Source organism: Streptomyces sp. NPDC054794 (assembly GCF_053611585.1).
The window spans coordinates 72,606-98,899 of the sequence record NZ_JBSHAQ010000038.1; the positions used below are offsets into that span (position 1 = coordinate 72,606).

The 26,294-nt window shown below is 71.0% G+C and carries 24 protein-coding genes; 16 read left to right on the forward strand and 8 right to left on the reverse strand.

Annotated elements, in window-relative coordinates:
- Nucleotides 1–127: 127 nt before the first annotated feature.
- Nucleotides 128–1,288, reverse strand: a complete 1,161-nt coding sequence (locus tag ACWGKT_RS32775) for an ATP-grasp domain-containing protein (RefSeq protein WP_453276515.1) — start codon at nt 1,286–1,288, stop codon at nt 128–130.
- Nucleotides 1,289–1,553: 265 nt separating this feature from the next.
- On the opposite strand from ACWGKT_RS32775, the gene ACWGKT_RS32780 reads away from it, so the two are divergent.
- Nucleotides 1,554–2,462 carry a metallophosphoesterase family protein gene (locus ACWGKT_RS32780; RefSeq protein WP_356147281.1) on the forward strand — a complete coding sequence of 303 codons (909 nt, stop codon included), beginning with the start codon at nt 1,554–1,556 and terminating at the stop codon, nt 2,460–2,462.
- Complete coding sequence (locus ACWGKT_RS32785; protein ID WP_356147279.1) at nt 2,410–3,093, forward strand: 4'-phosphopantetheinyl transferase family protein; 684 nt, start codon at nt 2,410–2,412, stop codon at nt 3,091–3,093. Before ACWGKT_RS32780 ends, ACWGKT_RS32785 begins: the two co-directional genes overlap by 53 nt.
- A gap of 34 nt (nt 3,094–3,127) precedes the next feature.
- Here ACWGKT_RS32785 and ACWGKT_RS32790 read toward each other — a convergent pair whose 3' ends face one another.
- From ACWGKT_RS32790 to ACWGKT_RS32800, 3 genes are all read right to left on the reverse strand, one after another.
- On the reverse strand, nt 3,128–3,355 hold the full coding sequence (locus ACWGKT_RS32790) for a hypothetical protein (protein ID WP_356147277.1): 228 nt from the start codon (nt 3,353–3,355) through the stop codon (nt 3,128–3,130).
- 175 nt (nt 3,356–3,530) lie between these two features.
- Entirely contained in the window at nt 3,531–4,076 is a 546-nt protein-coding gene (locus tag ACWGKT_RS32795; protein ID WP_235452176.1) for a toxin-antitoxin system, toxin component, read from the reverse strand.
- Nucleotides 4,077–4,108: 32 nt separating this feature from the next.
- A complete protein-coding gene (locus tag ACWGKT_RS32800; RefSeq protein ID WP_356147274.1) occupies nt 4,109–4,765 on the reverse strand; it encodes a helix-turn-helix domain-containing protein in 657 nt (218 codons plus the stop codon).
- A gap of 232 nt (nt 4,766–4,997) precedes the next feature.
- On the opposite strand from ACWGKT_RS32800, the gene ACWGKT_RS32805 reads away from it, so the two are divergent.
- Nucleotides 4,998–5,672, forward strand: coding sequence for an MmyB family transcriptional regulator (locus ACWGKT_RS32805; protein ID WP_453276516.1), 675 nt, complete (start codon nt 4,998–5,000; stop codon nt 5,670–5,672).
- A gap of 517 nt (nt 5,673–6,189) precedes the next feature.
- Here ACWGKT_RS32805 and ACWGKT_RS32810 read toward each other — a convergent pair.
- Both ACWGKT_RS32810 and ACWGKT_RS32815 read right to left on the reverse strand, forming a co-directional pair.
- The gene (locus tag ACWGKT_RS32810) at nt 6,190–6,966 is read right to left on the reverse strand and encodes a cache domain-containing protein (protein ID WP_453276517.1); all 777 of its coding nucleotides are present in this window, start codon (nt 6,964–6,966) and stop codon (nt 6,190–6,192) included.
- Nucleotides 6,967–7,003: 37 nt separating this feature from the next.
- Nucleotides 7,004–7,750 (reverse strand): FadR/GntR family transcriptional regulator, encoded by a 747-nt coding sequence (locus ACWGKT_RS32815; protein ID WP_453276518.1) that lies wholly within the window; start codon nt 7,748–7,750, stop codon nt 7,004–7,006.
- Nucleotides 7,751–7,853: 103 nt separating this feature from the next.
- On the opposite strand from ACWGKT_RS32815, the gene ACWGKT_RS32820 reads away from it, so the two are divergent.
- From ACWGKT_RS32820 to ACWGKT_RS32875, 12 genes are all read left to right on the forward strand, one after another.
- On the forward strand, nt 7,854–8,894 hold the full coding sequence (locus ACWGKT_RS32820) for an ABC transporter ATP-binding protein (protein ID WP_453276519.1): 1,041 nt from the start codon (nt 7,854–7,856) through the stop codon (nt 8,892–8,894).
- A 26-nt stretch (nt 8,895–8,920) separates the two neighbouring features.
- Complete coding sequence (locus ACWGKT_RS32825; RefSeq protein ID WP_356147259.1) at nt 8,921–10,120, forward strand: ABC transporter substrate-binding protein; 1,200 nt, start codon at nt 8,921–8,923, stop codon at nt 10,118–10,120.
- A 3-nt stretch (nt 10,121–10,123) separates the two neighbouring features.
- Nucleotides 10,124–11,023 (forward strand): ABC transporter permease, encoded by a 900-nt coding sequence (locus ACWGKT_RS32830; protein WP_453276520.1) that lies wholly within the window; start codon nt 10,124–10,126, stop codon nt 11,021–11,023.
- 11 nt (nt 11,024–11,034) lie between these two features.
- A complete protein-coding gene (locus ACWGKT_RS32835; RefSeq protein ID WP_453276521.1) occupies nt 11,035–11,850 on the forward strand; it encodes an ABC transporter permease in 816 nt (271 codons plus the stop codon).
- Nucleotides 11,851–11,924: 74 nt separating this feature from the next.
- Nucleotides 11,925–12,923, forward strand: a complete 999-nt coding sequence (locus ACWGKT_RS32840) for a LacI family DNA-binding transcriptional regulator (protein ID WP_453276522.1) — start codon at nt 11,925–11,927, stop codon at nt 12,921–12,923.
- 119 nt (nt 12,924–13,042) lie between these two features.
- Nucleotides 13,043–14,395, forward strand: a complete 1,353-nt coding sequence (locus ACWGKT_RS32845; protein ID WP_453276523.1) for an ABC transporter substrate-binding protein — start codon at nt 13,043–13,045, stop codon at nt 14,393–14,395.
- Nucleotides 14,396–14,400: 5 nt separating this feature from the next.
- Nucleotides 14,401–15,354, forward strand: coding sequence for a carbohydrate ABC transporter permease (locus ACWGKT_RS32850; protein ID WP_453276524.1), 954 nt, complete (start codon nt 14,401–14,403; stop codon nt 15,352–15,354).
- Nucleotides 15,351–16,226 carry a carbohydrate ABC transporter permease gene (locus ACWGKT_RS32855; protein WP_453276525.1) on the forward strand — a complete coding sequence of 292 codons (876 nt, stop codon included), beginning with the start codon at nt 15,351–15,353 and terminating at the stop codon, nt 16,224–16,226. Before ACWGKT_RS32850 ends, ACWGKT_RS32855 begins: the two co-directional genes overlap by 4 nt.
- 36 nt (nt 16,227–16,262) lie before the next feature.
- The gene (locus ACWGKT_RS32860; RefSeq protein ID WP_453276526.1) at nt 16,263–17,867 is read left to right on the forward strand and encodes a glycoside hydrolase family 13 protein; all 1,605 of its coding nucleotides are present in this window, start codon (nt 16,263–16,265) and stop codon (nt 17,865–17,867) included.
- Nucleotides 17,868–17,916: 49 nt separating this feature from the next.
- A complete protein-coding gene (locus ACWGKT_RS32865; RefSeq protein ID WP_453276527.1) occupies nt 17,917–20,094 on the forward strand; it encodes a discoidin domain-containing protein in 2,178 nt (725 codons plus the stop codon).
- A gap of 426 nt (nt 20,095–20,520) precedes the next feature.
- Nucleotides 20,521–22,575, forward strand: a complete 2,055-nt coding sequence (locus ACWGKT_RS32870) for a phosphocholine-specific phospholipase C (RefSeq protein WP_453276528.1) — start codon at nt 20,521–20,523, stop codon at nt 22,573–22,575.
- Nucleotides 22,576–22,650: 75 nt separating this feature from the next.
- The gene (locus ACWGKT_RS32875; protein ID WP_453276529.1) at nt 22,651–23,484 is read left to right on the forward strand and encodes a phospholipid scramblase-related protein; all 834 of its coding nucleotides are present in this window, start codon (nt 22,651–22,653) and stop codon (nt 23,482–23,484) included.
- Between the two features lie 105 nt (nt 23,485–23,589).
- Here ACWGKT_RS32875 and ACWGKT_RS32880 read toward each other — a convergent pair whose 3' ends face one another.
- Together ACWGKT_RS32880 and ACWGKT_RS32885 are read right to left on the reverse strand one after the other, a co-directional pair.
- Nucleotides 23,590–24,537: a DMT family protein gene (locus ACWGKT_RS32880; RefSeq protein ID WP_356147233.1), complete on the reverse strand. Its 948-nt coding sequence runs from the start codon at nt 24,535–24,537 to the stop codon at nt 23,590–23,592.
- Entirely contained in the window at nt 24,534–25,328 is a 795-nt protein-coding gene (locus tag ACWGKT_RS32885) for a phosphatase PAP2 family protein (protein ID WP_235452103.1), read from the reverse strand. Before ACWGKT_RS32885 ends, ACWGKT_RS32880 begins: the two co-directional genes overlap by 4 nt.
- Before the next feature lie 250 nt (nt 25,329–25,578).
- On the opposite strand from ACWGKT_RS32885, the gene ACWGKT_RS32890 reads away from it, so the two are divergent.
- The gene (locus ACWGKT_RS32890; RefSeq protein WP_356147228.1) at nt 25,579–26,193 is read left to right on the forward strand and encodes a TetR/AcrR family transcriptional regulator; all 615 of its coding nucleotides are present in this window, start codon (nt 25,579–25,581) and stop codon (nt 26,191–26,193) included.
- Nucleotides 26,194–26,294 lie beyond the last annotated feature (101 nt).

Genomic DNA, 26,294 nt, shown 5'->3' on the forward strand with positions numbered 1-26,294 from the left:
ACGGATGTGCGGAGGGGGTGCGCAACCAAGTTGGTATGGACCAATCCGGGTGTCAAGGGCTGCGTCGGAATTGGTCCATACCGGTGGCCGACCGCGCGGCCGGCCACCCGACCGTGCGGTCGATGACCTACAGAGGCAGCGCCGGTGCCGCCGCCCCGGTCGGTGCCGACTCCACGGGCGCGGGCACGGCCGGCGCGGAGTCCGCGGGTGCGGGCACGGCCGGCAGCAGCACCTCGGTCTCCTCGATCCGCTGTGAGGGCAGCGTCACCGGCCGCACCGGCCGCGGCCCCGACACCACCGCGTAGTCCTGGCCCAGGAACGGCGGCTCCATGACCCCCGGGTCCTCGCCCAGCGCCAACTGCACCGCCGCCCAGGGCGCGTTCACCCCGCAGAGGGACAGCTGGTGCAGGCCTCCGGCGGGCCGCGTGTTGACGTCGAGCAGCACCGGCTCGTCCTCGTACATCCGGAACTGGATGTTGGACAGGTAGTGCAGCCCGAAGCCCTCGGCGATCAGCCGCGCCGGCTCCAGCCACCGCTCGTGCAGGGTGAACCCGCGACGGCGGCCGTTCTTGGTGCGGCCCACGGCCAGCCGGATCCGGTTGTCCGGGCCGGTCAGGCAGTCCACCGAAACCTCCGGCTCCGCCAGGCGCGGCATCACCAGCCAGTCCACCGGGTGGTCGGCCTGCCTGAGCGCCTCGACGACCAGGTCGAGCTGGACATACGGGCCAGGGAAACCGCTGAGGTGGAGGAGCGAGAAGGGGGCGCGTGTGATCACCCGGAAGCCCACGCCGCCGGCGCCGGCCGCGGGCTTGAAGCACGCCTTGTGGCCCGCCGCCTCCAACTCCTCGACGGCGGCGACGAGTTCGTCGGCCGTCCGGACCCGCCACCACGGCGGCACCGGGACCCCGACCGAGCGGACCGCCTCGTAGGCCGTGGCCTTGTCCTCGAAGACGGCCACCGCCTGCGGCGTCGGCGCCAGCAGCGCCGTACCGACCGCCTCGAAGTCGGCCCGGTGCGCCACGATCGCCGCCTGGTGCAACCGGGGCACGAACACGTCGATGCCACGCCGCACGCACTGGTCCAGCGCGTACTCCACGTACGCGGCCGGGGACAGGCCCTCGGGCTCCAGGTCCGCGGTGTCGGCGGCGGCCAGCACGGGGGAGTCGGGGTCGCCGTGCGTGGCGTGGATCTCGACCGCCCGATCGCTCGGATTTCTCCGCAGCTGATCCAGGAAGAACACGTTCTCCGCGTACGTGCGGTTGAGCCAGACGCGTACGCCAGAGAGCATGCAGGCCGCCTTTCGGGGGAATGCGGGCAGGACTCGGTGGCCCGTGCCCGGGCAGGGTGGTGTGGAGGGACACCAAACCGCCCTGTCGAAAGGGACGTTCATGGCGGTGGTGTTGGGGCGATCATACGGGTTTCAAGGGCCTCGTCGTGCAACGCGCGTGTTACGGATTTCCCACCGGCAGGCGACCCGCCGTCCGGGTTTCCCCTTGTTCGGCGACCGTGAATGTGTTCTCGTGTTGCCATTGGGTGATCGGAAGGGGCGACGGGTGGAACCGACGGCCGGTGGCGCCGGACAGTTGCTGGCCATCAGCGACCTGCACATCGCGTACGCCGAGAACCGCGCGCTCGTCGAGCGGATGCGCCCCGAGACCCCCGACGACTGGCTGATCGTGGCCGGAGACGTCGCGGAGACCGCGGCCGACGTCCGCTGGGCCCTCCAGACGCTCTCCGCGCACTTCCGCAAGGTCCTGTGGGTCCCCGGCAACCACGACCTGTGGACCCACCCCAAGGACCCCGTCACCCTGCGCGGCGCCTCCCGCTACGAGCACCTGATCCATGTGTGCCGGGAGCTGGGCGTGGTCACCCCCGAGGATCCCTACCCCGTGTGGCACGGCCCCGGCGGCCCGGTGGTCGTGGCCCCGCTGTTCCTCCTGTACGACTACTCCTTCCTGCCGGCCGGCTGCTCCACCAAGGAGGAGGGCCTCGCCTACGCGCACGGCACCGGCATCGTGTGCAACGACGAGTACCTGTTGCACCCCGACCCGTACCCCTCCCGCGAGGCCTGGTGCCACGCCCGGGTCGCCGAGACCGAGCGCCGGCTCGCCGAACTGCCCCCCGAGCTGCCCACCGTCCTGATCAACCACTATCCGCTGGACCGGCACCCGACCGACGTCCTGTGGCACCCCGAGTTCGCCATGTGGTGCGGCACCGCTCTCACCGCCGACTGGCACCGCAGATTCCGCGTCGCCACCATGGTCTACGGTCATCTCCACATCCCGCGGACCACCTGGCACGACGGCGTCCGCTTCGAAGAGGTGTCCGTGGGATACCCCCGCGAGTGGCGCAAGCGTCCGGAGCCCCCGGGCAGACTGCGTCGTATTCTGCCGATGGAGGTCGGATCCGGTGATCGAGGAGCTGCTCCCGGACTCGGTCGTCGCCGTGGAACTGCACGGTGACGACGCGATCCAGGACGCCCCGCTCTACCCCGAGGAGGAGGCGCTCATGGCCCGGGCCGTGGCCAAGCGCCGCCGTGAGTTCTCGTCCGTGCGCGCCTGCGCCCGGCGTGCCATGGAGAAGCTCGGAGTACCCGCCCAGCCCGTGGTGACCGGCGAGAGCGGGGCCCCGCGCTGGCCGGCCGGCCTGGTCGGCAGCATGACCCACAGCGACGGCTACTGCGCCGCCGCCCTGGTCCGCGCCACCGACCTGGCCTCCCTCGGCATCGACGCCGAACCCGACGAGCCGCTCCCGCAGGACGTCGTCTCCTACGTCTTCCTGCCCGCGGAGAACGAGCGGCTGCGCCTGCTTCAGGCGCGGCGTCCCGACGTCCACTGGGACCGGATCCTGTTCAGCGCCAAGGAGTCCGTCTACAAGGCGTGGTTCCCCCTCACCGGAAAGTGGCTCGACTTCGGCGAGGCCGACATCGAGCTGAGCGCGGACCCCGGCGAGCGGCGGCGGGGCACCCTGCGCGCCGAACTCCTCGTCCCCGGCCCTCAGGTGGGCGGCAGCCGCCTCCAGTGCTTCGAGGGCCGGTGGAGCGTGCAGCGCGGCGTCGTGACCACGGCGGTCGTCGTGCCGCACGCCGCCTGAGCGCCGGGCCCGGGTCCGCGGGCACCGGCCGGTCTCAGGCGCTCGGGCACCAGTGGCGCAGCAGCCGGAAGAACTCCTCCTCGTTGCCCGACAGTCCCGCCCGCGCGAGGGCCCGGTCCGCCTCGGCGAGCACGGCGGGCGGGACGAGGGCGGGCCGGCCACCGTCGGGTGGGCCGTCGAAGGCGGCGCGCACGGTATGCAGCAGGCGCAGATAGGCCTGTACGGCGGTGCGCTCACGGTCGGTCAGTACGGCGGTGGGCATCGTCGGCTCTCCCCTGTCGGCATCTCGGTCGCGCGCCCGCACGGCGCGTACCTCCAGCTTGCCGCCCACCACTGACAACGCCCTTTCTCCCGCGCTCTCGGCTTCGCCCGACCGGGGGGAGCGCGAGGGGAGCGCATCGGGTCGCTTCGCACGCTCGGCGCGGGCGGGAGCGAGGTCAGCCCTGGGGCCCCAGATAGCCCAGCGACGCCTCGATGCGCCCCGCCAGATGGTCCCGCTGCACGGGGCCGCGCACGGACGAACCGGCCAGCCAGGTGCGGCACTTGCTGGCGAGGAGCAGGCCGAAGGTCTCGGCCTCGCGTTCCTCGTCGAGGTCGAAGCGGGTCCGGGCGGCGACCTTGTGGATGGTGGCCTGGAGGGCGTCCTGGTCGGTGTCGTCGCTCAGCAGGCGGGTGGCGACGCCGACACCGACACCGTCGACGTGGTGGCCGCAGTGGTCCGCCTTCATGTGCCACAGCTCGTGGCCGAGGATCACCAACTGGTGGTCGGGCGCGGTGCGTTCCTCGACGACGATCAGGTCGCGGTCGGCCATGTCGAGCCACAGCCCGCTCGCGGTGCCGATCGGGAAGACGGCCGTACGGAACAGGACCGGGCGGCCTCGGCGGCGGCTCATCCCGTCGCACAGCGCCGCGTACAGGTCCTGCGGCCGGGCCGGCGCGGGCAGCGTCAGCTCTCCGACGAGCTCACCGCTCAGCCTCCGCATGTCCTTACCGATGCCCACAGTCCTCCCCCGGGTCACGACTCGGGTCGCTTGACGCTCTCCAGAAGCATGTCCAGCCACTCCGCGACCTTGTCCCGGTGCTGGTCGGTGGGCAGCTGTGCGGCCCGCCAGGCTATCCCGCGGACGCCGTGGTCCTGGAGCAGCCGCTCCAGCGGGTCCTGCGCGGCCGAGGCCGCCGCCCGCTCCCGGTCGGCGAGCTTCTGCAGGAGCTCCTGCTCGGTGCGCTGCAGCGCGCCCGCGAGGGCCTCGGGGTCCTCCGCCGTGAGGAAACCGGCGTGTACGCGGAAGAAACGCTGGAGAGCGTCGCAGTGCTCCATGGTGGGGCGCCGGTCGCCGTTGATGAGGGCGCCGGCCTGCTGTCGGGACATGCCCGCGCCGTCGGCGATCTCCTGCTGGGTGTACCGGCGGCCGTTGGGCTTGAGCCGGGTGCGCCGCAGCAGGTCGAGGCGCTGCAGGAAGCGGGCCTGTACGTCGGGCTCGCCCGCCGGGCGGCCGCTCAGCAGGGCCCGGACGACGGGCTCGGGGACGCCGCAGGCGACGGAGAGCCGCCCGACGTCGAAGACCTCGGCGTGCGGGACGCCGAGCCGGTCGGCGAGCGCGGTGACGCGGGCGACGACGGCAGGTATCTGGGCGGTCGCCGTGGCGCCCGGATCCTCGTAGCCATCGGTCACCGACAGAACTCCTACGTCTCTCAGAGGAATCAGCGCCTTCTCACAAGCGGTTCCCGTGAACTTCCCGGAGAGTAGCGGGTGCTTCGAACTCACATCCAGGTCTCGCCACAACTGTGGCCAATTTCAGCCGTCAACAGGCATGAAATGCCACGATAGTTGACATGGCTCTTGTTGGAGCAGCAGGATCACAACGCCGCGTGAAGGCCGCATAGGCAAGAGGGGTGACCTCCCGATGGCATATCAGGCAGGTGGGCAGCGGCCGGCGCCGCGGCCCGTGCCCGAGGGTTTTGAGGCCCAGGCGTATCTCCAGGACTACGCCACGATGCTGGAGGCTGTGCCCTTCCCGTCCGTCGTGTTCGACCACCGCTGGGACGTGGTGCTGGCGAACAGCGCGTTCGAGACACTTTTCCGTGGCGTCGGCCCGCATCCCACGGCCATGCCGTGCGACAACTTCCTGCGGTTCGTCCTGTTCCACCCCGACGCGGGGCGGGTGCTCGGCGAGCACGAGGCGCGCTGGTGCCTGCCGATGCTCGCGGCGTTCAGGTCCGCGGTCGAGCGGTACGGCCACGATCTCGAACTGCAGGCGATCCGCCGGGAGATCGCCCAGGACCCGATCATGGAGGCCGCCTACCGGCAGGGCCTGCCGCACTGGATCCGCGTGGTCGGCGAGGACGCCGCCGCGGAGCACGACGGCGCCGTCCGCCCGCTGCTGCACCCCGACCCGCGCTGGGGCGCCACCGAGTGCCGGGTGGTCGGTGAGACGCCGCGGATGCTGGAGGCCATGGGCTACACGCGCCTGACGTTCGTCCTGCGCGACGCGCGCCGCCCCGCCGCGGCCCCGCGTCGCCCCCGGCGCCTCGCGGGCGCCGCCACGCACCTGACCGTCGTGCCGACACCGGAGGCCTGACCCGGCACCGCCGGCGTTCAGGTCGCCGACGGCGCCGGGCCGGCCGCGGACGCGCACCCCGACCCACCGGCTCGGCTGCCGCCCACGCGACTTGGCCGACGGCCAGGCCCCGCGGCCGGCCGGCGTTGGCTCGGAGGCAGGTTGTCGTGTTGCTGTGAGTCCGTAGCCTCGGTGCCCGGCTGGTTGCCGCGGCTCGGCGCCCGTCGCCGCGCCGCCCGGTCCGTCGCTTCGGCGCTCTGCCCGTTGCCACGGTCCGCTGCCTTCCGGCAGGCGCTGCGCGTTGCCGTGCCTGGCTGTCTGCCGGGCCGCCCGGCCCCGTCGTCGCGGCTCGGAGCCAGTCACCGTGCCGCCCGGTCCGCCGCCTCGGCGCTCTGCCCGCTGCCACGGTCCGCGGCTTGCCTGCCTGCCCGCCGGCAGGCGCTGTGCCTTGCCCCGCCCCGCCGCCTCTCGGGCGCGCCCGGCTCGTCCTCGCAGCTCGCAGCTCCTCGTCGCGCCGCCCGGTCCGTCGTCTCGGCGTTCAGCCCGTCGTCACGACCAGGACCAGCGGCACGCTCGGGCACGGCACCAGGCGGAGGGGGCCGAACGTCGCCGTGCGGGCCCGTTCCAGTACGGCGCCGAAGTCCGGGCCCTTTGTCAGGGAGCCGGCCAGGTGGGCCGGGTCCGCGGAGGCTGCCACCCGGCCGCGGGCGTTGACCAGATGGGCGGGGCCGGGCAGCTCGCGGAGCAGGGGCAGTGCGGCCGCCTCGAAGTGCCGCAGGTATATGTCTGCCGCGGCCACGCCCACGAACCGGCCCGCCACCTCCACCGGCGCGGACAGGGTCAGGCTGTACTCGTCGGAGCAGAGGTAGTCGACGTACGGGCCGGCCACCGCCCGCCGCCCGGTGTCCCGGGGCAGGGCGAACCAGTCCCAGTGGGTGTAGTCCGAGTACGCCGACCGCTCCGGGTCGAGGTCCGGCAGCAGTGGTCGTACGTCCCCGTCGGCCGTCGTCTGCCACCACTCCAGCCAGGCCGGCACATCGCCCAACAGCCCCGGCGCGGCGATGAAACCCACCCCGGAGACCAGCTCCTGCCGGGCCAGCCGCAGATGCAGCCCCGGACGCAGCGCGGCCAGGTCGACCGAGGCGGGCGCGCGGCCCTGCTCGCTCACCCGGGCCAGCAGCGCGGCCGTCTCGGCGCGGGTCTGCGCGACGGCGGCGAAGACGGCTTCCAGGGCGTCGCCCACCCGGGACGCGACGCGTTCCTCGGCCGACGCGTCGAGCGTCGTGGTGCCGCCAGGACCTGGGCTGCTGCGCATGGCGCCCTCCAGCGGACGGGGACCGAAGCGGCGCGCCCTACAGGGTCAGGCGCAACGCGATGAGCCGCGCCGTCGACTCCTGGACGCACCGTTCGGCCAGCGTGCGGGCCGATTCGTGGGCCCCATCCTGCACGGCCGAGATCACGGACCGGTGACGGTCCGCCACTTCTTCACGATATGTGTCGTCCCCGAGCACGAGACACAGCAGCGCCCCGACCTCCGTCTGCAACGTGACCTGTTCCCGGGTGAGCCGGGCGGACTGGGCGGCCGCCGCCAGCTCCACATGGAACCGGCCGTACACCCGGCCGCGCGCCGCCGCGTCCCCGGCGTGCGCCAACTCCTCGGCACTGCGGCGCAGCTGCGCGAGGTCGTCCGGCTCGGTGCGCTCGGCCGCGAGCCGGGCCGCCGCGCCCGACAGGGCGGCCCAGTGGTCGCCGAGGTCACGCAGCTCCTCGGTGCTCCAGCCGCGCAGCCGGACCTTGAGCCGCTCCTCGCCGGGGACGTCGGGCAGCGAGACGAAGCTGCCGCCGCCGCGGCCCCGGCGGGTGACGACCAGCCCCTGCTGGCGCAGCGCCATGAGCGCCTCCCGCAGGGTCACCGTGGACACGCCGAGCTGCCCGGCGAGCTCGCTCTCGCCGGGCAGCTGCTCCCCGTCGGCGAGCAGCCCGAGCTCTATGGCGTCGCCCAGCCGGTGGACGACCGTTTCGACGCGGGCACGGTTGTCCACCGGCGTGAAGATGGCTCTGCGGGCCCCGCCGTCAGTCGGTTGCTTCACGGCCACCACCTTCCACGTTGACTCAAGCTTTACCCTAAGGGGGCCTTGAGCTTTGAACTATGACTTCATATCTTTCCTCATAACGACAGCGAGTGCCAGAAAGGTTCCCGCCATGGAGGGAAGCGCGATCCGGCTACAGGATCTGCGGAAGTCGTTCGGCGAGACGGCCGCGGTGGCCGGCGTCGACCTGGAGATCAGGGACGGGGAGTTCTTCTCCATGCTCGGCCCGTCCGGCTCGGGCAAGACGACCGTGCTGCGGATGATCGCCGGCTTCGAGACCCCGAGCGGGGGCCGGGTCGAGCTCGCCGGTCAGGAGGTCACCGGCCTCGCCCCGTTCGAGCGGGACGTGCACACCGTCTTCCAGGACTACGCCCTCTTCCCGCACATGACGGTGGAGCAGAACGTCGCCTACGCCCTCAAGGTCCGCAAGGTGCCCAAGGCCGAACGCCTCGTCCGCGCCCGCAAGGCCCTCGCCGAGGTCCGCCTCGACGGCTACGGCAGGCGGCGCCCCGCCCAGCTCTCCGGCGGCCAGCGCCAGCGCGTCGCCCTCGCCCGCGCCCTCGTCGGCCGCCCCCGCGTACTGCTGCTCGACGAACCCCTCGGCGCCCTCGACCTCAAACTGCGCGAGCAGATGCAGGTCGAGCTCAAGGCGCTCCAGCGCGAGGTCGGCATCACCTTCGTCCTGGTCACCCACGACCAGGAGGAGGCCCTGACCATGAGCGACCGCATAGCGGTCTTCCACCAGGGCCGCATCGAGCAGGTCGGCACCCCCGCCGAGATCTACGAGCGTCCGGCGACCGCGTTCGTCGCGTCCTTCGTCGGCACCTCGAACCTCCTGACCGGCGAGTCCGCCCAGCGCGTCGTCGGCACCGCGGGCACCTACAGCATCCGGCCCGAGAAGATCCGGGTGCTCAAGGAGTCCGCCGTCGCCGACGAGCCCGAGCACGCCACCGCCACGGGCACCGTCGCCGAGGTCGTCTACCTGGGCAACGCCACCCGCCTGCTGGTCGACCTCGACGCCGGCGGCCGCCTGACCGCACTCCAGCAGAACCTGGAGACCTCCGCCGAGGACGTCGCCGCCTACCGCGGCACCCGCGTCCGCCTGCAATGGCACCGCCGCCACACCGTGCGGGTCCCCGACGACGTCCGCTGACCCCCTCGTCACCCATGGAGAACGCCGTGCGCCTCACCCGAACCCTGCAGGGCGCGGCAGCAGCCGTGCTGCTGCTCGTCGCCGCCACCGCCTGCGGCTCCGCCGACTCCGGCGGCTCCTCGGCCACCGGCCTCAATCCCCCCGACCTGAAGGCACAGAAGTCGCTCGGCAAGACCGAGGGCCAGGTCAACCTGATCGCCTGGGCCGGCTATGTCGAGGACGGCTCCAACGACCCCAAGGTGAACTGGGTCGGCGACTTCGAGAAGCAGACCGGTTGCCAGGTCAACTCCAAGGTCGCGGCCAGCTCCGACGAGATGGTCAAACTGATGAAGACGGGCCAGTACGACGCCGTGTCGGCCTCCGGCGACGCGTCCCTGCGCCTGATCGCCTCCGGCGACGCCGCTCCCGTCAACACCGGCCTCGTACCGAACTACAAGGACGTCTTCAGCGGCCTGAAGAACGGGGCCTGGAACTCGGTCGACGGGCGGATGTACGGCATCCCGCACGGCCGGGGCGCCAACCTGCTGATGTACAACACCGAGAAGGTCACGCCCGCGCCCACCTCCTGGGCGGCCGTCTTCGACGACGCGTCGAAGCACCAGGGCCACGTCACCGCGTACGACTCGCCGATCTACATCGCCGACGCGGCCCTGTATCTCAAGGCGACCAGGCCGGAGTTGAAGATCAAGGACCCCTACGCGCTGGACCAGAAGCAGTTCGACGCGGCCGTGGCCCTGCTGAAGAAGCAGAACGCGAACATCGGCGAGTACTGGAGCGACTACCTCAAGGAGGTCTCCGCCTTCAAGAGCGGTGACTCCGTGGTCGGCACCACCTGGCAGGTCATCGCCAGCCTCACCGCCGACGAGGGCGCCAAGGTCAAGGCCTTCGTACCGAAGGAGGGTTCGACCGGCTGGTCGGACACCTGGATGCTGTCCGCGAAGGCCAAGCACCCGAACTGCGCCTACAAGTGGATGGACTGGATCATCTCGCCGAAGGTGAACGCCCAGGTCGCCGAGTACTTCGGCGAGGCCCCCGCGAACGCCAAGGCCTGCGCGCAGACCAGTGACAAGAACTTCTGCGCCACCTACCACGCCAGTGACGAGGGCTACTGGAAGAACATCGCCTTCTGGAACACGCCCATCGAGCAGTGCCTGGACGGCCGCACCGACGTCAAGTGCGTGCCGTACGCGAAGTGGGTGCAGGCCTGGACCGAGATCAAGGGCTGAGCCATGACCGTCGTCGCGCAGACCGCCGGACGGCGCCCCACGGGCACCGTCCGGCGGCTCGCCGGGCAGCTGCACCGCCGTCCCCGGCTCAGACTCGCCCTGCTGCTCACCGCCCCGCTGCTGTGGCTCGCCGTGCTCTACCTCGGCTCGCTGACGGCCTTGTTCGTCTCCGCGTTCTGGACGACGAACTCCTTCACCTCCGAGGTGGTGAAGGTCTGGTCGACCGACAACTTCCACGCCCTGTTCACCACCCCCGTCTACCGCCAGGTGATCCTGCGCAGCATCGGCGTGGCGCTCGCGGTCACCGTCCTGTGCGCGATGATCGCCTTCCCGCTCGCCTTCTACACGGCCCGCGTCGCCCGGCCGAAGTGGCGCCCGCTGCTCGTGGTCGCGATCCTCACCCCGCTGTGGGCCAGCTACCTGGTCAAGGTGTACGCCTGGCGGCTGATCCTGTCCGAGGGCGGGCTCGCCGACTGGATGCTGAAGCCTTTCGGGCTGAGCGGCCCCGGGTTCGGGCTCCCGGCCACCGTTTTGACGCTGACGTACCTCTGGCTGCCGTACATGATCCTGCCGGTCCACACGGCCCTGGAGCAGCTGCCCGCCAACCTGCTCGACGCGTCGGCGGACCTGGGCGCCCGGCCCGGCCGGACCTTCCGGTCCGTCGTCCTGCCCATGGTCCTGCCGTCGGTCGCCGCCGGTTCGGTCTTCACGTTCTCGCTCAGCCTCGGCGACTACATCACCGTGCAGATCGTGGGCGGCAAGACGCAGCTCATCGGCAACCTCGTCTACTCCAACATCGAACTCAACCTGCCCATGGCCGCCGCCCTCGGCACGGTCCCGGTCGTCGTCATCGTGGTGTACCTGCTGGCGATGCGCCGCACGGGCGCCCTGAGCAGCCTGTAGAGGAGCCGACCGTGCAACTCTCCCGTTCCGCGCGCCTCGCGCTGCGCGTCGCCGCCGGGTTCGGCTTCGCGGTGATCTACGTGCCGCTGCTGCTGGTCCTCGTCAACTCCCTGAACCCGGACCGCAGCGCGAGCTGGCCGCCGCCCGGACTGACCCTGCACTGGTGGTCGGTGGCCCTGGACAACGCGGGCGCACGGGAGGCGCTGTGGGTGTCGGTCAAGGCGGGACTGGGCGCCACCGCCATCGCGCTGGTCCTCGGCACGCTGATCGCCTTCGCGGTGGCCCGGCACCGGTTCTTCGGCCGCGACGCGATCTCATTCGTGGTGGTCCTGCCGATCGCGCTGCCCGGCATCGTCACCGGCATCGCGCTCAACTCCGCGTTCGGCACGGTCCTCGCGCCGCTCGGCGTGGGCCTCGGACTGTTCACCGTGATCGTCGGCCACGCCACGTTCTGCATCGTGGTCGTCTTCAACAACGTCGTCGCGCGCCTGCGCCGCAGCGCCGGCTCGTACGAGGAAGCCGCGATGGACCTGGGTGCGGACACCTTCCGCGCCTTCGTCGACGTCACCTTCCCGCTGGTGCGCTCGGCGCTGCTCGCCGGCGGGCTGCTCGCCTTCGCGCTCTCCTTCGACGAGATCGTGGTGACCACGTTCACCGCCGGGCCCGGCATCGAGACCCTGCCCATCTGGATCTTCAACAACATGACCCGCCCACAGCAGGCCCCGGTGGTGAACGTCGTCGCCGCCGTCCTGGTCCTGCTCTCCGTGATCCCGATCTACCTGGCCCAGCGCCTGTCGTCGGACACGGCGACCGGGAGCCGGGTGTAGCGGACGCGCGGCCGCCTCCGTCGTTCCTCGCCGTTACGCAAGCAGCTTGCGTTACTTGCGCTATTCTTGCGCGCATGACGCGACGACTTGCTGAAGTGGCGAAGAAGGTCGGGGTCAGCGAGGCCACGGTCAGCCGGGTGCTCAACGGCAAGCCTGGGGTCTCCGAAGCCACCCGGCAGGCGGTGCTGTCGGCGCTCGACGTGCTCGGGTACGAACGGCCCACCCAGCTGCGCGGGGAGCGGGCCCGGCTGGTGGGGCTCGTGCTGCCGGAGCTGCAGAACCCCATCTTCCCCGCGTTCGCCGAGGTCATCGGCGGCGCGCTGGCCCAGCTGGGACTCACCCCGGTGCTGTGCACCCAGACCAAGGGCGGTGTCTCCGAGGCGGACTACGTGGACCTGCTGCTGCAGCAGCAGGTCTCCGGCGTTGTCTTCGCCGGCGGCCTGTACGCCCAGGCCGACGCGCCGCACGACCACTACCGGGTGCTCGCCGACCGCAACATCCCGGTCGTGCTGGTCAACGCGGCCATCGAGCACCTCGGCTTCCCCGGCGTGTCCTGCGATGACGCGGTGGCCGTCGAGCAGGTGTGGCGGCACCTGGCCTCGCTGGGCCACGAGCGCATCGGGCTCGTGCTGGGCCCCGGTGACCACGTGCCGTCGGCGCGGAAGCTGGCCGCGGCGCGGGCGCTCGCCGGGGAGTTGCCGGAGGAGTTCGTCGCGCGGGCCATGTTCTCCATCGAGGGCGGCCACGCGGCGGCCTCCCGGCTGATCGACCGGGGTGTCACCGGCATCATCTGCGCCAGCGACCCACTCGCCCTCGGGGCGATCCGGGCCGCCCGGCGCAAGGGACTCGCCGTCCCGTCCCAGGTGTCCGTGGTCGGCTACGACGACTCGGCGTTCATGAACTGCACCGAGCCCCCGCTGACGACCGTCCGCCAGCCCATCGAGGCCATGGGCAGGGCGGCCGTGGAGCTGCTGAACGCGCAGATCGGCGGCGCGACCGTGACCGCCGAGGAGTTGCTGTTCGAGCCCGAACTGGTGGTGCGGGGGTCGACCGCGCAAGCGCGCCGTGACTGAGATCCAGTAGATCCACCTCGCTGTCGAATAATTACGGATTCTGCGCGACATCTTGCGGACGGGTGTCGCCGGTGCTTGAGTGTGCGGCGCCCACCGCTCCTGCCCAGAGGGGTCCACCGATGAGAAGCACCGGGTTCCGCCGTACCTTTGTCGCGATCGGCGTCTGTTCCTCCCTCGCGCTCACCGCCTCCGCCTGCGGGTCGGGCGACGAGGACGCGGGGAGCGGCAAGACCCGTATCACCGTCAACTGCGAGCCGCCGAAGAGCGCCAAGGTCGACCGGAGGTTCTTCGAGCAGGACATCGCCGCCTTCGAGAAGCAGCACCCGGACATCGACGTCGTCGCCCACGACGCGTTCCCCTGCCAGGACCCGAAGACCTTCGACGCCAAGCTCGCCGGCGGCCAGATGGAGGACGTGTTCTACACGTACTTCACCGACGCCAAGCACGTCGTGGACATCCACCAGGCGGCCGATCTCACGCCGTACGTCAAGGAGTTGAAGAGCTACGACACCATCCAGCGGCAGCTGCGGGACATCTACACCGTCGACGGCAAGATCTACGGAATCCCGCGCACCGGCTACTCGATGGGCCTGATCTACAACCGCAAGATGTTCGAGAAGGCGGGCCTCGACCCCGACAAGCCGCCGGCCACCTGGGACGAAGTGCGCGCCGACGCCAAGCGGATCGCCGCGCTCGGGGACGGCACGGTCGGCTACGCCGACTACAGCGCCCAGAACCAGGGCGGCTGGCACTTCACGGCGGAGCTGTACGCACAGGGCGGCGACGTCGTCGACGCCGACGGCAAGAAGGCCACGATCGACACCCCCGAGGGCCACGCCGTGCTGCAGAACCTGCACGACATGCGCTGGACCGACGACTCCATGGGCAGCAAGCAGCTCCTGGTCATCAACGACGTCCAGCAGATGATGGGCGCCGGCAAGCTCGGCATGTACCTCTCCGCCCCGGACAACATCCCGATCCTCGTCAAGGAGAAGGGCGGCAACTACAAGGACCTCGCCCTCGCCCCCATGCCCGGCGGCAAGGGCACGCTCATCGGCGGCGACGGCTACATGTTCAACAAGAAGGCCACGCCCGCCCAGATCCGCGCCGGCCTCAAGTGGCTCGACTCCATGTTCCTCACCCCGGGCGACGGCTTCCTCGGCGACTACGCCCGCGCCAAGAAGAACGACGCCCCGGTCGGCCTGCCCGAGCCGCGGCTGTTCACCGGCGCCGCCGACGCCAAGGACCAGCAGGTCAAGAAGGCCAACGCCAATGTGCCCGTGGAGAACTACCAGGCCTTCCTCGACGGCAACCAGAGCCTGCGGATGAAGATCGAGCCGCCGAACGCCCAGCAGCTCTACTCCGTCCTCGACGGGGTCGTCTCCGCCGTCCTCACCAAGAAGGACGCGGACATCGACCAGTTGCTGCGGGACGCCTCCGGGAAGATCGACGGCATCCTGGCCCGGAGCTGACACTCATGACGAAGACGGCTGCGCGGCGGCCCGCCGAGGCGATCGCCGTACGACCGGTCCGGGCGCCGTCCCCGGTAGGGGGCCGGGGGCGGCGCCGCCTCGCCGACCAGCTCCGCGCCTACGGATTCCTGCTCGGCGGCCTTCTCTGCTTCGCGCTGTTCTCCTGGTACCCGGCGATCCGCGCGGTCGTCATCGCCTTCCAGAAGTACACGCCCGGCTCCGAGCCCGAGTGGGTCGGCACCGCCAACTTCACCCGCGTCCTGCACGACCCGGAGTTCACGGCGGCCTGGCGCAACACCCTCACCTTCACCCTGCTCGCCCTGCTCATCGGCTTCGCGGTCCCCTTCCTGCTCGCCCTGGTCCTCAACGAACTGAGGCACGCGAAGGGCTTCTTCCGGGTCGTGGTCTACCTGCCCGTGATGATCCCGCCGGTGGTCAGCGCCCTGCTGTGGAAGTGGTTCTACGACCCCGGAGCCGGCCTCGCCAACGAGGCGCTGCGATTCGTGCACCTGCCCACCTCGAACTGGTCCAACGGCGCCGACACCGCGCTCGTCTCCCTCGTCATCGTCGCCACCTGGGCCAACATGGGCGGCACCGTCCTCATCTATCTGGCCGCGCTCCAGTCCATCCCCGGCGAGCTGTACGAGGCCGCCGAACTCGACGGCGCCACACTCCTGCAACGCGTCCGGCACGTGACGATCCCGCAGACCCGTTTCGTCGTCCTGATGCTGATGCTCCTGCAGATCATCGCCACGATGCAGGTCTTCACCGAACCCTTCGTCATCACCGGCGGCGGCCCGGAGAACGCCACGGTCACCGTCCTCTACCTCATCTACAAATACGCCTTCCTCTACAACGACTTCGGCGGAGCCTGCGCCCTGAGCGTGATGCTGCTGGTGCTGCTCGGCCTCTTCTCCGCCGTGTACCTGCGGCTGACCCGCTCCGAGGGGGACGCGTGAGCACCCGGACCCTGGTCTCCCCGGCGGCCCTGGCCCGCCCCCGCGGCAAGGCCCTCTACTGGACCGTCTTCACCGGCGTCGTCCTCCTGTTCGCGCTGGCCTTCCTCTTCCCGGTCTACTGGATGGTGACGGGCGCGGCGAAGTCCCCGGACGAGGTGGCCCGGACCCCGCCCACCCTCGTACCGAAACACTGGCACCTCAGCGGCTACACCGACGCCTGGGACCTCATGCAGCTCCCGCAGCACCTGTGGAACACCGTGGTGCAGGCGGCCGGCGCCTGGCTGTTCCAGCTGGTGTTCTGCACGGCCGCCGCCTACGCCCTCTCCCGGCTGCGACCGGCCTTCGGCAAGGTGATCCTCGGCGGCATCCTGGCCACCTTGATGGTGCCGGCCCAGGCACTGGTCGTACCGAAGTACCTGACCGTCGCCGACCTTCCACTGATCCACACCAGTCTGCTCAACGACCCGCTGGCGATCTGGCTGCCGGCCGTCGCCAACGCCTTCAACCTCTACCTGCTCAAACGGTTCTTCGACCAGCTGCCGGCCGATGTGCTGGAGGCCGCCGAGATCGACGGCGCCGGGAAACTGCGCATCCTGTGGTCGATCGTGCTGCCGATGTCCCGGCCGGTGCTCGGCGTGGTCTCGATCTTCGCGCTGGTGGCCGTCTGGCAGGACTTCCTGTGGCCGCTGATGGTCTTCTCCGACACCGACAAGCAGCCCATCGGCGTGGCCCTCGTCCAGCTGTCGCAGAACATCCAGCTGACCGTGCTCATCGCCGCGATGGTGATCGCCAGCATCCCGATGGTCGCCCTGTTCCTCGTCTTCCAGCGGCACATCATCGCCGGGATCGGCGCGGGCAGCACGAAGGGCTGACGCCGCCCTCCTCCCCGACACAGAAAGGCAGGCACCGTGGGACAGCCCAGCCATGCCCGAAGGGCCGACTGGTGGCGCTCCGCCGTCATCTACCAGGTGTACGTACGCAGCTTCGCGGACGGCGACGGCGACGGCGTCGGCGACCTCGCGGGCGTGCGCGCGAAGCTCCCGTACCTCGCCGAACTCGGCGTGGACGCCCTGTGGTTCAACCCCTGGTACCCGTCGCCCATGAAGGACGGCGGCTACGACGTGGCCGACTACCGGGCCGTCGACCCGGCCTTCGGGACGCTCGCCGAGGCCGAGAAACTCATCGCCGAGGCTGCCGAGTCGGGCATCCGCACCATCGTCGACATCGTGCCCAACCACGTCTCCGACCAGCACGCCTGGTTCCGGGCGGCGCTCGCCGCGGGCCCCGGCAGCCCCGAGCGCGAGCTGTTCCACTTCCGGCCCGGCCGCGGGCGGCACGGCGAACTACCGCCCAACGACTGGCCGTCCCAGTTCGTCGGCTCCACCGCGCCCGTCTGGACCCGGCTGCCGGACGGCGACTGGTACCTCCACCTGTTCACCCCCGAACAGCCCGACCTCAACTGGGCCCACCCGGCCGTCCGCCGCGAACACGAGGACATCCTGCGCTTCTGGTTCGAGCGGGGCGTCGCGGGCGTCCGCATCGACTCCGCCGCCCTGCTGGCCAAGGACCCCGCACTGCCCGACCTCGCCACCGCACCCCACCCGCACCCCTTCGTCGACCGCGACGAACTGCACGACATCTACCGTTCCTGGCGGACGGTGGCCGACGACCACGACGGCGTCTTCGTCGGCGAGGTCTGGCTGCCCGACCCCGAACGCTTCGCCCGCTACCTCCGCCCCGACGAGCTCCACACCGCCTTCAACTTCTCCTTCATGACCTGCCCCTGGGACGCCGGACGCCTGCGCGCATCGATCGACGGGACCCTCGCCGCCCACGCCCCCGTGGGCGCCCCGGCCACCTGGGTGCTGTGCAACCACGACGTGACCCGCACGGTCACCCGGTACGGCCGCGCGGACACCGGTTTCGACTTCGCCACCAAGGCCTTCGGCACGCCGACCGACCTCGTCCTCGGCACCCGCCGGGCCCGCGCCGCCGCCCTGCTGTCGCTCGCCCTGCCCGGCGCGGTCTACGTCTATCAGGGGGAGGAACTGGGGCTGCCGGAGGCGGACATCCCCGCCGCCCGCGTCCAGGATCCGATGTACTTCCGGTCCGGCGGCACCGCCCCGGGCCGCGACGGCTGTCGGGTGCCGCTGCCGTGGGCGGCCGCGGAGCCGTACGCCGGCTTCGGTTCGCGCGAGGAACCGTGGCTGCCGCAGCCCGCCGACTGGGCGTCGTACGCGGTCGACCGGCAACAGGACGACCCCGGCTCGATGCTCGGCCTCTACCGCGAGGCGATCCGGCTCCGCCCGGTGTTCGGCGACGGACCGCTGCGCCCGCTGCCCGCGCCCGAGGGCGTGCTCGCCTTCACCCGCGCGCAGGGAGCGATCTGCGTGGTGAACCTCGCGGCATCGCCCGCCGCACTCCCGGTGCACAGCGAACTCCTGCTCAGCAGCGGCCCGTTGGACGACCGGGGCCGCCTCCCGCAGGACACGGCGGCCTGGCTCCGGGCCTGAGCCGCCGCTCCGCGCTATCCCCGTACCCCCACCACGAAGGGATCAGCACATGCACAGGAGCACCGCCAGGTATGTCAGGCGCATGCCAGCCATCGGGGCGACCGTCGCCCTCACCGCCGGCATGCTCGTCGCCCTCGCCCCGGCCGCCCACGCGGCCGTCGGCGCGAGCCTCCCCCTCACCTCGGTCGAGGCCGAGTCGGCAGTGACCACCGGCACGAAGATCGGTCCTGACTACACCCAGGGCACCCTCGCCTCCGAGGCCTCCGGACGGCAGGCCGTCCGGCTCATCGCCGGGCAGCGCGTCGAGTTCACCGTGCCCCGCGCCGCCAACGCCGTGAACGTCGCCTACAGCGTCCCGGACGGCCAGTCCGGCTCGCTCGACGTCTACGTCAACGGCACCCGGCTCGCCAAGACCCTGCCCGTCACCTCCAAGTACTCCTACATCGACACCGGCTGGATCCCCGGCGCCAAGACGCATCACTTCTTCGACAACGCCCGCCTGCTGCTCGGGCAGGACGTCCAGCCGGGCGACCGGATCGCGCTCCAGGCCACGGGCACCCAGGTCACCGTCGACGTCGCCGACTTCGAGCAGGTCGCCGGGGCCGCCGGTCAGCCCGCCGGATCGGTGTCCGTCACTTCCAAGGGCGCCGATCCCAGCGGCCAGGGCGACTCCACCCAGGCCTTCCGCGACGCCGTCGCGGCCGCCCAGGGGGGAGTGGTCTGGATCCCGCCGGGCGACTACCGGCTGACCTCCTCGCTCAGTGGCGTGCAGAACGTGACCCTCCAGGGCGCCGGCAGCTGGTACTCCGTCGTGCACACCTCGCGCTTCATCGACCAGTCCGGCTCCTCGGGCAACGTCCACATCAAGGACTTCGCGGTCATCGGCGAGGTCACCGAGCGCGTCGACTCCAACCCGGACAACTTCGTCAACGGGTCGCTGGGGCCGCACAGTTCGGTGTCCGAGATGTGGATCCAGCACCTCAAGTGCGGGTTCTGGCTGATGGGCAACAACGACAACCTGGTCGTCGAGAACAACCGCATCCTCGACACCACCGCCGACGGCCTCAACCTCAACGGCACCGCGCGCGGCGTCCGCGTGCGCAACAACTTCCTGCGCAACCAGGGCGACGACTCGCTCGCCATGTGGTCCCTGTACGCCCCGGACACCGACAGCAGCTTCGAGAACAACACCGTCTCGCAGCCGAACCTCGCCAACGGCATCGCGATCTACGGCGGCACGGACATCGCCGTGCGCAACAACCTGGTCTCCGACACCAACGCCCTCGGCAGCGGCATCGCGATCTCCAACCAGAAGTTCCTCGACCCCTTCAACCCGCTGTCCGGCACGATCACGGTCGACGGCAACACACTCGTCCGCGCCGGTGCCATGAACCCCAACTGGAACCACCCGATGGGCGCGCTGCGCGTCGACTCGTACGACAGCGCCATCAACGCCACCGTCAACATCACCAACACGACGATCACCGACAGCCCCTACAGCGCCTTCGAGTTCGTCTCCGGCGGCGGGCACGGCCACCGGGTCGGCAACGTCACCGTGGACGGCGCGACCGTACGGAACACCGGGACGGTCGTCGTCCAGGCCGAGGCCCAGGGCGCCGCTGCCTTCCGCAACGTCACGGCCACCGGGGTCGGCGCGGCGGGCATCTACAACTGCCCCTACCCGTCCGGCTCGGGCGCCTTCACGCTCACCGACGGCGGCGGCAACTCCGGCTGGAGCAGCACCTGGTCAAACTGCTCGACCTGGCCCCAGCCAGGCCAGGGCAACCCCGACCCCGACCCCAGCCGGAACCTCGCCAAGGGCCGCCCCGCCACCGCCACCGGCTCGCAGGACGTCTACACACCCGGCAAGGCCGTCGACGGCGACGCGTACAGCTACTGGGAGTCGGCCAACAACGCCTTCCCGCAGTCCTGGACGGTCGACCTCGGCTCGCCCTACGCCGTGCGTCGCCTGGTCCTCAAACTGCCGCCGCTGTCCGCCTGGGGCGCCCGCACCCAGACCGTCACCGTGCTCGGCAGCACCGACGGCTCCACCTACACCACGGTGCTGGACGCCCGCGACTACCGCTTCGACCCGGCCACCGGCAACACCGCCACGGTCACCCTGCCGAACGGCACCACCCTGCGCCACCTGCGCCTGACGGTCAGCGCCAACACGGGCTGGCCCGCGGGCCAGTTCAGCGAGGTGGAGGCATACCAGACGTCGTGACCCAGCCACCACCCGCGCTTCGCCGGCCCGTTCCGTGACCGGGCGAGGCGCGGGTGTGCGGCCGCGAGGGAGGATGGGGGCGATTCATACGTCCCCGGCACCGACGCGGGAGCCCCGCCGAACCAGAGGGTCGATCCGGACTCGGGGCGACCCGGCCCAGGGGGTTGCGGAGTTCGTGCTTCAGGACGACGGGCAGTCGGTCGCACAGGTCCAGCAGCGGGCCCATTTTCGGCCATGTGCCGATTTCCAACCCTATGGTGTCGCGAAGCGCTTGCTTGGTGAGGACTTGGCCGCGCGTACCGGTGGTCGTCACATTGGCGCCATCGGACCCTTCCCTGACGTTTGCTGCTCTTGGAACACTCGCAACGCGCACAATCCGTCATCGCTACGGCCATCCCGCACATCAGGATGAGAGGTTCCTCACTCATGTCCGAAGTCAACCGGCGTCGGTTCCTCCAGATCGCGGGCGCCACCACGGCGTTCACCGCACTCTCCAGCAGCATCCAGCGCGCGGCCGCGCTGCCCGCGAATCACCGCACGGGATCGATCGAAGACGTCGAGCACATCGTCGTCCTGATGCAGGAAAACCGTTCGTTCGACCACTACTTCGGCTCGCTCAGAGGCGTCCGCGGCTTCGGTGACCCGCGCGCCGCGGTGACCCGCCAGGACGGCAAGCCGGTCTGGTACCAGTCGGACGGCACGAAGGACCTCCTGCCCTTCCACCCCGACGCCGACGACCTCGGCATGGCCTTCCTCCAGGACCTCCCGCACGGCTGGAACGACGGCCACGCGGCCTTCAACGGCGGCAAGTACGACAAGTGGGTGCCGTCCAAGGGCGCCACGACGATGGCGTACCTGAACCGCGAGGACATCCCGTTCCACTACGCGCTCGCCGACTCCTTCACCATCTGCGACGCGTACCACTGCTCGTTCATCGGCTCGACCGACCCGAACCGCTACTACATGTGGACGGGTTACACCGGCAACGACGGCCAGGGCGGCGGCCCGGTCCTCGGCAACGACGAGGCCGGCTACGCCTGGACGACCTACCCGGAGCGGCTGGAGAAGGCCGGGATCTCCTGGAAGATCTACCAGGACATAGGCGACGGCCTCGACGCGAACGGCTCCTGGGGCTGGATCCAGGACGCCTACCGCGGCAACTACGGCGACAACTCGCTCCTCTACTTCAAGCAGTACCAGAACGCCCAGCCCGGCGACCCGCTGTACGACAAGGCCCGCACCGGCACCGACGCCCGCAAGGGAGAGGGCTTCTTCGACCAGCTCAAGGCCGACGTCTTGGGCGGCAAGCTGCCCCAGGTCTCCTGGATCGTGGCCCCCGAGGCGTTCACCGAGCACCCCAACTGGCCCGCAAACTACGGCGCCTGGTACGTCGCCCAGGTCCTGGACGCGCTCACCTCGGACCCGGCGGTGTGGGCGAAGACGGCCCTGTTCATCACGTACGACGAGAACGACGGCTTCTTCGACCACATGGTCCCGGCGTTCCCGCCGGCCTCCGCGGACCAGGGCAAGTCGACGGTCGACGTCGGCCCCGACGTCTTCAAGGGCGACGGCGGCAAGGTGGCCGGCCCCTACGGCCTCGGCCAGCGCGTGCCGATGCTCGTCGTCTCGCCGTGGAGCAAGGGCGGCTTCGTCTGCTCCGAGACCCTCGACCACACCTCGATCATCCGGTTCATGGAGCGCCGCTTCGGTGTGCACGAGCCGAACGTCTCGCCCTGGCGGCGCACGGTCTGCGGCGACCTGACCGCCGCCTTCGACTTCTCCCGCAAGGACACCAAGCCGGTCGAGCTCCCGGACACCGACGGCTACCGGCCCACGGACACCGACCGTCACCCGGACTACGTCCCGACCCCGCCGGCCAACCCCGTCCTGCCCAAGCAGGAGCGCGGCCTGCGCCGGGCCCGCCCGCTCAAGTACGCCCCGCTCGTGGACGGCTCCGTCGACCCGGCGTCCGGCAAGCTCACGCTCACCTTCGCCTCCGGCGCGCAGGCCGGCGCCGCCTTCCTCGTCACCTCCGGCAACCGCACCGACGGCCCCTGGAGCTACACCACCGAGGCCGGCAAGACGGTCTCCGACACCTGGAACTCGGCGTACTCGAAGGGCTCGTACGACCTGACCGTGCACGGCCCGAACGGCTTCCTGCGCGTCTTCAAGGGCCCGAACAAGACGGCCGGTCCCGAGGTCACCGCCCGGCACTCCGGCGACGACGTCGTGCTCACCTTCACCAACAAGGGCTCCTCGGCGGTCGAGCTGAAGATGGCCAACGGCTACGGCGGCCGCCCCCTGCGGTTCCATGTCCGTCCGGGCGCCACGGTGCGGCACAGCGTCGACCTCTCGGTGACCCGGCGCTGGTACGACCTCACGGTCACCTCGGACAACGACCCGGCGTTCGTGCGGCGTTTCGCCGGACATGTCGAGAATGGCTGCCCCGGCGTCAGCGACCCGGCGATCGTGTCCGAGTAACGACCGGATGAACGGCGCTGAATACGGCACGAGGGGTCTGGTCAGGTGCCGGTCGGCTCACGGTAGTGTGCCCCGGTGACCACGCAATCGAACACTCCTGCAGGCTGGTACCCGGATCCGCACGGCGCACCCCAGACGCTCCGTTACTGGGACGGCGTGCAGTGGACCGACCACACGAGCCCTGATCAGCAGGGCGCTCAGCCGTCAGCGCCGCAGGGGGCCGCCATTCCGCAGCAGCCCACCGGTGACGCCCGCGTGCACAAGCAGGTGCAGCAGCAGGCGGGCGTCGCCGCCGGTGGTCCCGGCGGCGGCACCCTGTTCACCGAGCCGGTCCTGGTGGTGAACCAGAAGGCCAAGCTGATCGAGCTGACCAACGAGTACAAGGTCATGGACCAGAACGGCCGGGACATCGGCTCGGTCGTCCAGGTCGGTCAGGGCGTGCTGAAGAAGATCCTGCGATTCGTCTCCAGCCTCGACCAGTTCATGACGCACAAGCTGGAGATCCGCGACGCCTACGGCCAGCCGCAGCTGCTGCTGATCCGGCCGCGGAAGTTCATCAAGTCCCGCGTGCTCGTGCAGCGTCCGGACGGCTCGCCGATCGGTGAGATCGTCCAGCAGAACATGATCGGTAAGATCAACTTCGCGATGAACGCGAACGGCCAGAAGGTCGGCGCGATCAAGGCGGAGAACTGGCGGGCGTGGAACTTCGCGATCGTCGACCACGCGGACAACGAGGTCGCCCGGATCACCAAGACCTGGGAAGGCCTCGCCAAGACGCTGTTCACGACCGCGGACAACTACGTCCTGCAGATCCACTACCAGCTCCCCGAGCCGCTGCTGAGCCTGGTGGTGGCGACGGCCCTGACCGTCGACACCGCGCTCAAGCAGGACTCGCGCGGCCTGGGCTGACCCGGGTCCCTCGGGACAACGGCAACGGCGGCCGGTGTGTGCGAAGTTCCGCACGCACCGGCCGCCGCCTTCGTCGGTGCCTCAGCAGGGCACTCCTTGCGTTCGCTACAGGGGTGTGAGGTGACCGGGCTCCGACTGCCGGGGCACCATGGCCGGTTCGGGCGAGGCGGTCCCGGGCTCCAGCGCGAGCACCTTGACGACCGGGTGTTCCTCGTCGTGCTCCGCGGGCGCCGGAGCGGGCGTCGCCCGGGTCAGCAACACTACGCCGCAGGACGCCACCGCGGCGCCGGCCAGCGCGAGCAGCACGCCCGCCGCGCCGCCCCGCAGTCCTTGCCCGAGGAGTGTGAGCCCGATCGCCGCGGCCGCCATCGGGTTGGTCAGCGTCACCAGCGCCAGCGGGCCGCCGAGGCCGCCGCGATAGGCGGTCTGCGACAGCAGCAGCCCGCCGACGGCGAACGCGGCGACGAGCAGCGCCACCACGACCACCTCGGTGCTGAGGACCGGACCGGAGCGGTCGGTCGCCGCCACCGTCACGGTCTGGGTGAGCGCCGAGGCCACGCCGGAGGCGAAGCCGGACGCCGTGGCGTGCCGCAGGCCGGGCCGGGCGCCGGGCCGGGACAGCACGCCGATCAGGGCGGCCGTCGTCCCGGCGACCGCGAGGGCCTCGGTGAGTGTCAGCACCCGCTCGGGCGCCGGACCCGAGGCGCAGATCAGCAGTGCGCCCAGCCCCAGCAGCGTCAGGCCGGTGCCCCGCCACTCGACGGCGCTGACCCGCCGCCCGGCCAGCCGCGCCCCCATCGGCACGGCCGCCACCAGGGTGAGCGCGCCCAGCGGCTGCACCACGGTCAGCGGACCGTACCTGAGGGACACGACGTGCAGCAGCGCGGCGGCCGCGTTCAGCCCGACCGACGACCACCAGGCGCCGGTGCCGAGCAGCCGCAGCAGACCCGTGCCCGCGTCGCGCCGGGCGAGCCGCTCCTGGGCGACCGCGGCGGCCGCGTAGGCGACGGCCGAGACCAGGGACAGGGCGACGGCGACCAGTGCGGCGCTCATCGGCCCGCTCCGACCAGGACCGGCTCCTCGGGTACGAGCCTGCGGGTGCCGCGTCCGGCCGTGGTCGCCGTGCGGTGCGGCGGGTGGATCAGCGCGAGCGCGACGCCGAGCATGGCCGTGGCGATGATCGCGTCGAGCCAGTAGTGGTTGGCCGTGCCCACGATCACCAGCAGCGTGATCACCGGGTGCAGCAGCCACAGCCAGCGCCAGCGGGACCGCGTCGCCACGATGAGGCCGATCGCCACCATCAGGGCCCAGCCGAAGTGCAGTGAGGGCATCGCCGCGAACTGGTTGGAGAGGTGGTCGGTGCGCGGCGGGCCGTACACCGACGGCCCGTACACCCGGGCGGTGTCCACCAGGCCGGTCGACGCCAGCATGCGCGGCGGGGCGAGCGGGAACGTGAAGGGCAGCACCAGCGCGGCGGCGGTCACCACGGCGAGGACCCGGCGGGCCCAGACGTAGTGCGCCGGGCGCCGCAGCCAGAGCCAGACCAGGAAGGCCAGGGTGGCCGGGAAATGGACGGTCGCGTAGTAGGTGTTCGCCAGTCGGGCCAGTCCGTCGCCGTGCAGCAGCACCGACTGCACGGAGCCCTCGCCCGGAAGCCGCACGGCCCGTTCCAGGTCCCACACGCGGTGGGCGTTGTGGAGGGCTTCGCCGGTATGGCCCGTGGCCAGTTGCCGGCCGAGCTTGTAGACGAGGAAGAGCCCCGCGACGAGCAGGAGCTCACGGACGAGCGGCGGCCGGGCTATGGACCCTGGCTCGGGCTCTGCAGGCTCGGTTCGGGCATTCATCCCCCGGCCCCTTCGCTGACGGTGGTGCGTGTGGTGGTGCGTGCTGAGACCCGGGCGGCGGCCCGAACTCATCGATACGTCTCCGTACCGGTACGCCAGTGTACCGATACGCCCGCGTACCGGTACACTGGCGTATCGCTAGACATGCGACACACTGGTGACAGGTTTCGAAACCGCGCTTGAGAACCGCTTCAGCCGGGGTCGAGTCCTGGCAGGGCACCCGAGTCGTTCACGAGTGAGGGGAGAGCACATGACGTCGCAGGCCGCGGACGGACCGGACACGGTCACCGCCTCGCGCCGCTCCAAGATCACGCCGGAGCGTGAGCGAGAGTTCTTCGACGCCGTGCTCGACCAGATCCGCGAGTGCGGCTACGACTCCCTCACCATGGAGGGCGTCGCCAGCAGCACCCGGTGCAGCAAGTCCACGCTCTACCGGCAGTGGAAGAGCAAGCCGCAGTTCGTGGCCGCGGCGCTGCGCGCCAACCGCCGGGTGCGGTTCGCCGGCATCGACACCGGATCGCTCGCGGAGGACCTGCGCCAGGCCGGGCGGGCAGCGGGGGACTGGTCGGGCAAGGACACGCGACTGCTCCAGGCCCTCGGTCACGCGATCACGCAGGACCGCGAGCTGCAGGAGGCGCTGCGCGAGACGCTCGTCGACCCCGAGATCGCCGCGCTCCAGGACATCCTGCGGCGGGGTGTCGAGCGGGGCGAGGTACGCGCGGACCATCCGGCGCTGGAGTACGTGCCCGCCATGATGTACGGAGTGCTGCGCGTCCGCCCGATGCTGTGCGGCGAGTACGCCGATTCCGACTATCTCGTGCGGTTCGTGGAGGCCGCCGTACTGCCCGCACTCGGGCTGACCTGAGACTCAGGCCGCCGTCCACGGGATGACTGGACGGCGACCTGTCCGCGCCGCACCGTGGGGACGGGGGCGGCGCACCACCCGGCCGGGGGGGGTGGGGGTGG